Genomic DNA, 11,052 nt, shown 5'->3' with positions numbered 1-11,052 from the left:
GTGACATCACTGTGCGGTGCCTCACGAAAACCGTGAAGCAAAAAACACATGCAGATGCCGACTTTTTGTGCAATCCCGCACACTCAACCATTCGTTGTTGGGGAGTGTTGCAAGAAAATCACTGCTTTGCGAACGGCTCGTAGGCCAAATTCAAGAGACAGGGCGGGTAGAGCAACACTTTTGGCTAAGTAACAAGTAACAGGCCCAGGACCGAATCGCTGCGATACCCACGACCAAGGGGCGCCCGAGGCGTTCCGGTTGTCGATCTCGCTGGTAGCCGCAACGGCGAAGGCCGCGGTCCACGACCGCGGCCTCTGCAAAACAAGGATCGGACTACCGTCTCAATTACATCGGGTCTGCCGCCGGCTTGGCCGGCTCGGCGTGGTCAAACTCCTCGTCGGGAGCTTCCTCCTCGCCGGCCGCCTCGGTGGCGTGCGACTGGGGATCACCCGAGGTCTCGATCGAATCGGTCTCTGCAGAGGACTCGATCGGCTCGTTGTCTGCGGCCGATGTGGTCTCGTCGGCCGGAAACGGCTCAGCCCGGGCAACATCCTCGGTCTCCGGCGTCCCTTCGACCTGCTCGGACCCTGCCTCGTGCTGGGTCTCGTCCGGCTCGACAGCAACCGGCACCGGCTTCTTCGCGCGTGGCTTGCGCGGTTTCTTGGGAGCAGCAGGCGGCGGAGCAACCGGCTCGGCCGCCGCGCTGGGCGCGACCTCAGTGGGTTTCCGCGCTTTGCGGGACACAGGCTTCGGCTTGGGCGCTGCCGGCTTAGCGACAGGAGCCTTCGCCGCGGTTTTGGCGACGGGTGCCTTGGTCGCCTTCTTCTTGGCCCCAGGAGCCTTCGCAGCCGAAGCCTTTGGCGCGGCGGCCTTGGCCTTGGCCGGCTTACCCGAAGCCGACTTGGCAGCGCTCTTCTTCGGGCGCTTAGCTACGGATTTGGCCGGGGACTTAGCGGCGGACTTGGCGGCCGGCTTGGCCGCCTTCTTGCCGGGTTTGGCGGCGGCCTTCTTCACCGCCTTCTTGGCGGACTTCCCGGCGGAGGCCTTGGATTTGGAGGCGGACTTGGCCTTCGGGGCCCGCTTGGCTTTCGATTTAGCCTTCGGCTTGTCCTTCTTGGCCGATGCCTTGTCGGCGGATTTGCTCTTCTTCTTGTTCTTGCCTGCCTTGGCGGCCAGCAGCAGCTTGGACTTCTTCTTGGCCTTGGACTTCTCAGCCTTCTTGTCGGCCTTGTCCTTCTTCTTCGACTTCTTGTCTTTCGCCATGGTCGTCCTCCAGTTGTGCGGATTGCTGCTCGGCCAGCAATCACGCGCCCCGCGACCGGCGTTCCAGGCTCCGATCAGTGCGGAGCAGGACGGGGCCCGCCTGTCGCCCAATCGAGAAGTTCAATCGTGTGCACAACAGGGACTTCCGTTCCGCTGGCGATCTGCACCATGCAGCCGATATTGCCCGCGGCGATCATATCCGGCTTGACGGAAGCGATGTTGGCGACCTTCCGATCGCGCAATCTGGTCGCGATGTCAGGCTGGAGAATGTTGTACGTGCCCGCCGAACCACAACACAAATGACTCTCAGGGATATCTTTCACCACGAATCCAGTCTTGGAAAGCAGTTCTTTGGGGATCTGCGTGATTTTCTGGCCGTGCTGCAACGAACATGCGGAGTGATAAGCGACCACGACATCGTCATGAGGACCTGGCGATGACAGTTCGAGGCCGCTGACATATTCGCTGATGTCTTTGGCGAGCGCCGAAATCTTTGCGGCCGCGGCCGCATACTCCGGATCTTCTCGCAGCATGTAGCCGTAATCCTTGATCACCGTACCGCAGCCGGAGGTAGTCACCAGGATGGCGTCGAGCCCGCCGCGCTCGATTTCGGCCAGCCAGGCCTTGATGTTGGTGCGCGCGTATTCGAGCGTGCGGGTGTCCCGGCCGAGATGATGGATCAGGGCGCCGCAGCAGGCTTCGTCAGCGGCGAGCACGACCTCGATGCCGTGGCGGGTGAGCAGATTGATCGCCGCCCGATTGATGCGGGGCGCCAGCACCTGCTGGGCGCAGCCGTGCAGCAACGCCACCCGGCCGCGCTTTGGACCCACCGCCGGAAACGTCGTGCCGGAGGCAGGGCCCGGCTCGGGCAGATGCTTTGGCGCCAGCGCCAGCATCGCCTTGATCCGGCTGAGCAGCGTCGGGTGCGCCAGGTCGTGCGAGCCCGGCAACAGCGCCGCAACCGGCCGCACGATCCGCGCCGCCCACATCCCGAGCCTGAACATGCCCGGATGCGGCATCATCCACGACAGCGCCTCGCGGACGACGCGATCCCAAAACGGCCGCTGGTACTGTTTCTCGATCCGGACGCGGGCCTGATCGACCAGATGCATGTAGTTCACACCCGACGGACAGGTGGTCATGCAGGCGAGGCACGACAGGCAGCGATCGATATGCTTGACGACATCTGCGGTCGGCGGCTTGTCGCTCTCCAGCATCTCCTTGATCAAGTAGATGCGCCCGCGCGGACTATCGAGCTCGTCGCCGAGCAGCACATAGGTCGGACACGTCGCAGTGCAAAAGCCGCAATGCACGCAAGCGCGCAGAATCTTGTCGGCCTCGGCGATGTCGGGATCGACGAGCTGGGTCAGGCTGAAATCTGTCTTCATGTCGCGGATCCTCGCGACATCCGGCCGCGATTGAGAATGTTGGTGGGATCGAAGCTGCGCTTGACGCGGCTACCGAGCGCCGCGAGGCCGGCCGGCTGCGGATGGAACACGTCGATCCCAGCCCGCACCGCGTCGCTGCCGCGGATCAAGGTGGCATGGCCGGCGATCTTCTCGACCCGCTGGCGCAACGCTTTGGCGTGGCCGTCGGTTGCCGGCGGCAAGGCTGCCCAGATCAGGCCTCCGCCCCAGTCGTAGATCACTTCACCGCCGCTCTCACGGCTGAGCTGCTCGCCGAGAGCGCCTCCGGCTGCCGGCGGGCAGACGATCCTCCACACCGGCCACAGCGCTCGCGGACCTGCGGCGGCGAACGGCTCGACATCGCGCACCGCACGCCACAGCGCAGCGGAAGCATCGTCCTCGATCAGTTCGGCCTCGCCAAAACTCTTCAGCGCCGCGCGTAGCGACTGTGCGCGGTGACTTGCCGACGAAGTGATGCCTTCGAGCCGCAGCAGAGTCAGCGACTGATCGGGCTGGGCAATCTCCGCCAGCGCACCGCCGGTGGTGCGCAGCGCGGAGCCGGGCAGATGCGCGGCCCCGGTGACGTCGTAAGGCGAGCCCAGCGCCGCGGTCATGGCCTTGTTGGCGACGACGTCGCCGAGCCCGCGCAGCACCAGCGTTCGTTCGCTCTCGGGCCGGGGCGTCACTTTCAGGGTGACCTCGGTCATCACCGCCAGCGTCCCCCAGGAGCCGGCAAGCAGCTTGCAAAGATCGTAGCCGGTGACGTTCTTCACCACCTTGCCGCCGGCCTTGAAGCTCTCGCCGAAGCCCGACACCGCGTTGGCGCCGAGCAGATGATCGCGGGCGCCACCCGCCTTGATCCGCCGCGGCCCGGCGAGTCCAGCCGAGATCATGCCGGCAACAGTACCCGCTCCCGGCGAGGTGCCGAGCAGCGCCGCGGTGTCCATCGGCTCAAAGGCGAATTGCTGGTTCTTGGAATCGATCAGCGACAGCACGTCGGCCATCGGCGCGCCGGCCTGCACGGTGATGATCAGCTCGTTCGGCTCGTAAGCGGTGACGGCGTTGAGCGCCGACAGTTCCAGCACCGCATTGGTCGCCATCAATTGGCCGACGGTGCGTTTGCTACCGTGACCGACGATCTCGATCGGCTGCTCATTGGCGATCGCGGCGCGCACTGCGTCCTCGACCTCCTGGGCGTCGCGTACTTTCAGCGTGTCCACGGGCGAACGTCGTCCTTCAGAATGCGATGTACTACCCCTCCCCCGTCATTGCGAGGAGCGAAGCGACGAAGCAATCCAGGAGCGCCGTGCACCGAGGCCCTGGATTGCTTCGCTTCGCTCGCAATGACGGTGAAAGGCTCTACTTCGTGCATCGGAGATTACATTACCCGGTCAGAACCGCGGAATATCCGGGAACGGCAATTGGCCTTTGTGAACATGCATGCGTCCGAGCTCGGCGCAGCGATGCAGCGTCGGAAACACCTTGCCGGGGTTGAGCAGGCCTTCGGAGTCGAACGCGCATTTCAGTCGCTGCTGCTGGTTGAGGTCGATGTCCGAGAACATCTCCGGCATCAGATCGCGCTTCTCGATCCCGACGCCGTGCTCGCCGGTCAGCACACCGCCGACCTCGACACACAGCTTGAGGATGTCGGCGCCAAAGGCCTCGGCGGCATCCTGCTCGCCGGGCTTGTTGGCGTCATACAGGATCAGCGGATGCAGATTGCCGTCGCCGGCGTGGAACACGTTGGCGACGCGCAGGCCGTATTTCTCCGACATCTCGTTCATCCGCCGCAGCACCAGCGGCAGCTGCGCACGCGGGATCGTGCCGTCCATGCACAGATAGTCGGGCGAAATCCGTCCCACAGCTGGGAACGCCGCCTTGCGGCCGGACCAGAACAGCAGCCGCTGTTGCTCGCTGGTGGAGATCTGGCAGGTGGTCGAGCCGCAGCGCAGCGCGATCGCCTCGACGCGGCCGATCAGTTCGTCGACCTCGACCTGCGGACCGTCGAGCTCGATGATCAGCAGTGCTTCGACATCGAGCGGATAGCCGGCGTGGACGAAAGCCTCGGCGGCGTGGATCGCCGGCTTGTCCATCATCTCCATGCCACCCGGAATGATGCCGGCGCTGATCACGTCGGCGACGCACTGGCCCGCGGCTTCGACGCTCTGGAAGCCGATCATCAGGGCCCGCGCCGTTTCGGGCTTGCGCAAGATCCGCACGGTGACTTCGGTGATGACGCCGAGCAACCCCTCCGAGCCGGTGATGACGCCCATCAGATCGTAGCCGGCGCATTCGGCCGCCTTGCCGCCGATCTTGAGGATCTCGCCAGTCATCAGCACGATTTCGCAGCCGAGGACGTTGTTCGTCGTCATGCCGTATTTCAGGCAGTGCACGCCGCCCGAGTTCTCGGCGATGTTGCCGCCGATCGAACAGGCGATCTGCGACGACGGATCTGGCGCGTAGTAGAACCCGGCATGATCGACCGCCTGGCTGATCGCCAGGTTAGTGACTCCGGGCTCGACCACCACGGCACGGTTGTCGAAATCGATCTCGCGGATGCGCTTGAACTTGCCGAGGCCCAGCAGCACGCCATCGGCGAGCGGCAACGCGCCGCCGGACAGCGAGGTGCCGGAGCCGCGCGGCACCACCTTGATGCCATTCTGGTGGCAATAGCGCAGCACCTCGGACACCTGTTTGGTCGTGCTCGGCAGCACCACCACCATCGGCGGCTGCCGATACGCCATCAGGCCATCGGACTCGTAGGGTTTCATTTCGACAGCGCTGGAGATCACGCCCTCGCCCGGCACGATCTTGCGCAAGGCCGCGATGATCTCGTCGCGGCGGGCCAGCACGGACTGATCCGGCTCCGGCATCAGAATGGTCATGCGAGATACTCCTGCGCAGGCTGCTGTGCGCGAGGCGATTGTAGCGCCGCGGGCGGAAACGGTCGGATCAGGATACGCTGATTGTCATATCCAGCACACTCGCTCAGAGCAAACTGGAACTGATCAGGCTCCGACCAGACTACGCGGCGGCACTACCGCCTGAACCACGAGGCCTCGGGCCCGGGCGTCCATCACTCCGACTGCACGGAGTGCCAGCAGCGTGACGGTTTGCACCGCATCACGGAGTTTCGCCGGGTCGTCGAGATTATCCGGTGCCAGCGGCCCCACCAGAGACTCGTGCACCGCGCCGAGCAGCGCGGTGGAGGCGAGCGCGGTGTCTTGCGCAGGCAAATGGCCGGCGCGCACCGCGGCAGCGATCCGAAGCTCGATCTCGCCGGCAATCTCGCGGCGACTGGCGAGCCGTGAGGCGGACACATCGACGTCGACCGGTTCCGCCAAGATGCCCCACGCGAGCTTGCGATGGGACAGCACATGCACCGCGACCGTGGTGACCGCCGCCGCCAGTGCTGATGATGGCCCGGGCGCTGCGTCGGCTGCACGGCGGATCGCCGCGAGCTCGTCACGCGAAACGTCGGCGATGAGTTCCGAAATCAGATCGGCTTTGGACGGAAAGTAACGGTACACCGTGCCGGCGGCGACCTTGGCACGCGCGGCCACAGGCGCGATCTGCACCGCGGCCATCCCGCCTTCGGCGGCAGTCTCACGCGCTGCAGCAAGAATAGCGCTGCGGCGCGCTGCTAAGCGCTTAACCACCTGATGGGTTCGCCGGTAAACCATGGCGCGTGCGTCCTGGAACGAGCGCGCCCGCGGTCTGCGACAAAATGGACCGGCGCGCTCATCAAGTTGCTGGAGAAGCGAGGGAAAACGGACGGAACACCCTCACCAAATCAGTGAAAAAAGTGAACACTTATTCAGAACCGAAGGCAAGCCCTTACGGCAATGAAATGAATAGCATTCCTGCAAACTAGCCCGGCAATCCCACCGCACGCGCCAAAGCCGCTACTAACATACCGGTTATCACGGCCAGAAAATCATTGCGCCGCAGCACACTCACTGCGATCGCAGCCCCCAGCGCGAGCATCACGATCGGCCCGCCATTGACCGCAACCGGCAGCGCCGCCGCGACGATAATGGAGCCGGGCAGCGCGTCGAGCATCCGCCTGACCCGCGGCGTGACCTCGACGTAGCGCATCATGAAATAGCCGCCGAGACGGGACGCGACAGTGACCAACGTCATGATCGCGAAGGCGATCATCACGTCGCTGCGGAGCATGTCGGTCATGACGAATGCCCGGAATGGGATGTCGCCGCTGGCGGCTCATCCATCAGCCCCGCGGTAATCGCACCTGACAGCGCGCCAGCGATGATGAACCAATAGCCTGGGAGCAGCCAATGCACGGTCAGGGCCACGATCCCCGACACCAGCCAAGGGATTGCGCGGCGCGGCCCCTTCCAGGCTGGTACCAACAGCGCGGCGAAGAACGCAGGCATCGCGATATCGACGCCGAACTTCTTCGGGTCGGCCAGCTGTTCGGCGAGCAGGAAGCCCGGAACGGCCGAGACCAGCCACACCAGATAAAGCACCAACGCGCCACCGAGGTAGAACCAGGCATTGGCGCCCCCATGCTCGCGATAGCGCATCGCGGCGAGCCAGCCACCGTCGGTGACCAGCAGCAGCGGCGGATAAGCCTGCCACGCAGGCAGCGTGCCGAACCACGGCCGCATCGACGCCGTCATCAGGAAGAAGCGGATGTTGACCGTGGTGGTGAGCAACGCCAGCGCGGCAATCGATGAAGGCGTCAGGACATCTGGCCACGCCTGCACGGCCACAAATTGCGACAGCCCGCCATACACGGTGGCCATCATCACTTCGACTTCGGCAAGTGTGAAGTTCTTCTGCGCACACAGCGCGCCGAACGCCATGCCGAACGCCAGCGTGCCGGGCAGCATCGGCCCGACCGCGACGATGCCGGGCCAGATTGCATCGCGCGACCAATAGGCCGGCGCCTTAGGGACATGAGTGGTCATTGCAGAATCCGTAACGACGCTTTTCTGCGTGCGGGCTTTGCGGGATCAGGTCAAGCGCGGCGGCAGCCGACGACACGCAACAAAAAACGCGGCGTTGCCGCCGCGTTTTCGAAGTCAGCTTGGCCGGTCGGCTTACGCCTGCGGCTGGGGCTCCAGGCCCGGATCGGGCCGCGGCCGCGGCTTGCCGGCCGGCGGCACTGCCGAAGTGCGGGGGCCCGACGGTTCGAGCACCGATTCGCGATTCGGCTTCTTGCCGTTGATCAGATCGGTGATCTCGTCACCGGTCAGGGTCTCGTATTCGAGCAGACCCTTGGCGAGCGCTTCGAGGTCGGCGCGGCGCTCGGTGAGGATGCGCTTGGCTTCGTTGTAGCCCTCTTCGACCAGCCGCTTAATCTCGGCATCGATCTTCTGGATCGTCGCCTCGGAAGCGTTCTGGGTGCGCGACACCGACATGCCGAGGAACACTTCGTCCTGGTTCTCGCCGTAAGCGACGGTGCCGAGCTCTTCCGACAGGCCCCAGCGGGTCACCATCATCCGCGCCAGCTTGGTCGCCTGCTCGATGTCGGATGCAGCACCCGAAGTCACCTTCTCGCGGCCGAACACCATCTCCTCGGCAACACGGCCGCCCATCATGATGGCCAGACGCGAGGTCATCTGCTCAAGCGACATCGACAGCTTGTCGCGCTCGGGGAGCTGCATCACCATGCCGAGCGCACGTCCGCGCGGAATGATGGTCGCCTTGTGGATTGGGTCCGTTGCCGGAACATTGAGGCCGACGATCGCGTGGCCGCCTTCGTGATACGCGGTGAGGAGTTTCTCCTCTTCCGTCATCACCAGCGACTTGCGCTCGGCGCCCATCATCACCTTGTCCTTGGCGTCTTCGAACTCGGACTGAGTGACCATGCGCTTGTTGCGCCGGGCCGCCATCAGGGCCGCTTCGTTGACGAGGTTCATCAGGTCGGCGCCGGAGAAGCCCGGAGTGCCGCGCGCGATGTTCTTCAGGTTGATATCGGGCGCCAGCGGCACCTTGCGAACGTGGACCTTGAGGATCTGCTCGCGGCCGACGACGTCCGGGTTCGGCACCACGACCTGACGGTCGAAGCGACCGGGACGCAGCAGCGCCGGATCGAGCACGTCGGGCCGGTTGGTGGCGGCGATCAGGATCACGCCCTCATTGGCTTCGAAGCCGTCCATCTCGACCAGCAACTGGTTGAGGGTCTGCTCGCGCTCGTCATTGCCGCCGCCGAGACCGGCGCCGCGATGACGACCGACCGCGTCGATTTCGTCGATGAAGATGATGCACGGCGCGTTCTTCTTGGCCTGCTCGAACATGTCGCGGACGCGGCTGGCGCCGACGCCGACGAACATTTCAACGAAGTCCGAACCGGAGATGGTGAAGAACGGCACGTTGGCTTCCCCCGCGACCGCGCGCGCGATCAGGGTCTTACCAGTACCGGGAGGGCCAACCAGCAACACGCCGCGCGGAATGCGGCCGCCGAGACGCTGGAATTTGCCCGGGTCGCGCAGGAATTCGACGATCTCCTGCAGGTCCTGCTTGGCCTCGTCGACGCCGGCGACGTCTTCGAAGGTCACGCGGCCATGCGCTTCAGTCAGCATCTTGGCGCGCGACTTGCCGAAGCCCATCGCCTTGCCGGCACCGCCCTGCATCTGCCGCGACAGGAAGATCCACACGCCGATCAGCGCGATGAACGGCAGCCACGACACCAGCAGCGACACGAACCACGGCACGTTGTCACCCGGCGGCTTGGCGGTGATCGACACCTTGCCGTTGTACAGGCGGGTCACGAGCGACGGATCGTTCGGTGCGTAGGTCTGGAAGGTCGAGCCGTTGGTGAAGGTGCCGCGGATTTCCTGGCCCTGAATCACCACGTCCCGGACGTGATTTTGGTCGATCTCGCTGAGGAGCTGCGAGAACGGAATTTCCTGCGACGCAGTGCGCTGGCCCGGATTCTGGAAGAGCGTGAACAGCGCCAACAGCAGCAGCACGATGATGACCCAGAGGGCGAAATTGCGCAGATTGGCGTTCATCGGTCTTCCTTATGGGTCGCGCGGATCGCGACCGGGTGGGCCCTGCGGCGCCGAAACGAATGGCCCTGCGGGAGCTTCCCGAGAGCCGGCCCGCCTAATCTAGGTGTGAGCCGAGCCCCTGCCAAGAGAACCACACAGGACTATTTGGCGCATTCTAACCGGTTTCTCGCTCAAATCGTGGCGATCAACGGCCTCTGCGGCGAGGTGGTTAAACGTAGGTGGAGACGCCTTCAGCCGCCCCGCGCCCGCCGCGGCGGGGCTGGGGCAATCACCAAGCGGTCGCTGGTGAGCGTGATCACGGCGCCTGCGAGGGTCTGCTTGAGCCGGACTTTGCCGGCGGATGGCGCCCTCCCGGCCGCTGCCAGCTTCAGCGCCTCGGAGAGTGCCTCGACTTTCCCGAGCTCGGCCGGCCCCTCGTGACCATGGCGCGCCAGCGCACGCAGCAACAAGCGAATCTGGATTTCTGCAGCTAGCGCCAGAAATGCCCGGGCATCCACACCGGGACGTCCCGCCCGCGCATCAAGGGTTTCCAAGAATTGCTCGGCGCCGTCGGTCATCAGTTCCAGGGCTGCATCGGCCCGCGCCGCCCGCGCCGCCAGCCGAACCAGCGAACGGGCATCGCAGCCTTCGGCCGCCAGTTGCGGCATCAGCTCGCGTAGCCGCGGCCGGGTGAAGCGCGGATCGACATTGCTCGGGTCGGTGGCGAACGCGATTCGGGCTTTGGTCAGCGTGGCGACCAGCCGAGCCTTCGGAACATCGAGCAGCGGCCGCGCCAGCACCACCCCGTCCCGCTCGATTTCCCTTGCCATTGCGGCAAGGCCGGCGATTCCACTGCCGCGCGACAAGCGCATCAGCACGGTCTCGGCCTGGTCGTCGCGGGTATGCGCGGTCATCACATGTGAGGCGCCGAGCGTCTTGGCGGCCTGCGCCAGCAGCCGATAGCGCGCCCCGCGCGCCGCTGCCTGAATCCCGGTCTTGGGCTTGTCGCCGTTCCAGCGCAGCGTCCGGTGCGGCAGGTCGAGCGAGGCCGCGAGACGCTTCACCGCGCGCGCCTCGGCGGCGGCCTCGGGACGCAGGCCGTGATCGACGGTGACGACCGCCAAGGCCGGGCCCTGCTTCAACGCCTTCCGCCAGCGGGCGGCGAGCCACATCAGCGCCAGCGAATCGGGGCCGCCGGAGACCGCCAGCACAATCGCCGGCGCCGTCTTCCAGTCGGCGAACAGACGCCGCGCCTCGGTTGCGGATACTACCTCGTCGTCGGTTCCGGACATCGGCCGTCTGCCTGCCGGTTGTCAGGCCCCGCTATCGGCCGGGCCTGCTGGGTTCAGCACTTCAGCTTCTTCTGCTCGCGATCGACCGCCTTCTTCACGCTGGACGACGCCTGCGGATATTTGCGGCCG

At 65.2% G+C, this 11,052-nt stretch carries 9 protein-coding genes; all 9 read right to left on the bottom strand.

Going from position 1 to position 11,052, the window contains the following annotated elements; all coding sequences use genetic code 11:
• Positions 1 to 345: 345 nt before the first annotated feature.
• The 9 genes from DYI24_RS12765 to tilS all read right to left on the bottom strand — a co-directional run bounded on the left by DYI24_RS12765 (position 346) and on the right by tilS (position 10,923).
• On the bottom strand, positions 346 to 1,263 hold the full coding sequence (locus DYI24_RS12765; protein WP_164572545.1) for a hypothetical protein: 918 nt from the start codon (positions 1,261 to 1,263) through the stop codon (positions 346 to 348).
• A 74-nt stretch (positions 1,264 to 1,337) separates the two neighbouring features.
• Positions 1,338 to 2,651, bottom strand: coding sequence for a glycolate oxidase subunit GlcF (gene glcF / locus DYI24_RS12760; protein WP_164572544.1), 1,314 nt, complete (start codon positions 2,649 to 2,651; stop codon positions 1,338 to 1,340).
• Complete coding sequence (locus DYI24_RS12755; protein WP_164572543.1) at positions 2,648 to 3,889, bottom strand: FAD-binding protein; 1,242 nt, start codon at positions 3,887 to 3,889, stop codon at positions 2,648 to 2,650. Before DYI24_RS12755 ends, glcF begins: the two co-directional genes overlap by 4 nt.
• A 171-nt stretch (positions 3,890 to 4,060) precedes the next feature.
• Positions 4,061 to 5,554 (bottom strand): FAD-linked oxidase C-terminal domain-containing protein, encoded by a 1,494-nt coding sequence (locus tag DYI24_RS12750; RefSeq protein WP_164572542.1) that lies wholly within the window; start codon positions 5,552 to 5,554, stop codon positions 4,061 to 4,063.
• A 123-nt stretch (positions 5,555 to 5,677) separates the two neighbouring features.
• A complete protein-coding gene (locus DYI24_RS12745; protein WP_107343282.1) occupies positions 5,678 to 6,352 on the bottom strand; it encodes a TetR/AcrR family transcriptional regulator in 675 nt (224 codons plus the stop codon).
• Positions 6,353 to 6,539: 187 nt separating this feature from the next.
• Positions 6,540 to 6,857 carry an AzlD family protein gene (locus DYI24_RS12740; RefSeq protein ID WP_164572541.1) on the bottom strand — a complete coding sequence of 106 codons (318 nt, stop codon included), beginning with the start codon at positions 6,855 to 6,857 and terminating at the stop codon, positions 6,540 to 6,542.
• Entirely contained in the window at positions 6,854 to 7,603 is a 750-nt protein-coding gene (locus tag DYI24_RS12735; protein ID WP_107354493.1) for an AzlC family ABC transporter permease, read from the bottom strand. The genes DYI24_RS12740 and DYI24_RS12735 overlap by 4 nt, the downstream gene beginning before the upstream one ends.
• A gap of 132 nt (positions 7,604 to 7,735) precedes the next feature.
• On the bottom strand, positions 7,736 to 9,652 hold the full coding sequence (gene ftsH / locus DYI24_RS12730) for an ATP-dependent zinc metalloprotease FtsH (RefSeq protein ID WP_011156690.1): 1,917 nt from the start codon (positions 9,650 to 9,652) through the stop codon (positions 7,736 to 7,738).
• A 230-nt stretch (positions 9,653 to 9,882) separates the two neighbouring features.
• Complete coding sequence (gene tilS, locus DYI24_RS12725; protein WP_164572540.1) at positions 9,883 to 10,923, bottom strand: tRNA lysidine(34) synthetase TilS; 1,041 nt, start codon at positions 10,921 to 10,923, stop codon at positions 9,883 to 9,885.
• Positions 10,924 to 11,052: the final 129 nt, after the last annotated feature.

The organism is Rhodopseudomonas sp. BR0C11 (assembly GCF_010820945.1).
Classification (GTDB): domain Bacteria; phylum Pseudomonadota; class Alphaproteobacteria; order Rhizobiales; family Xanthobacteraceae; genus Rhodopseudomonas; species Rhodopseudomonas palustris_H.
Note: the sequence above shows the minus strand (reverse complement) of the source record. Positions and strands in the feature narration are given on the sequence as shown.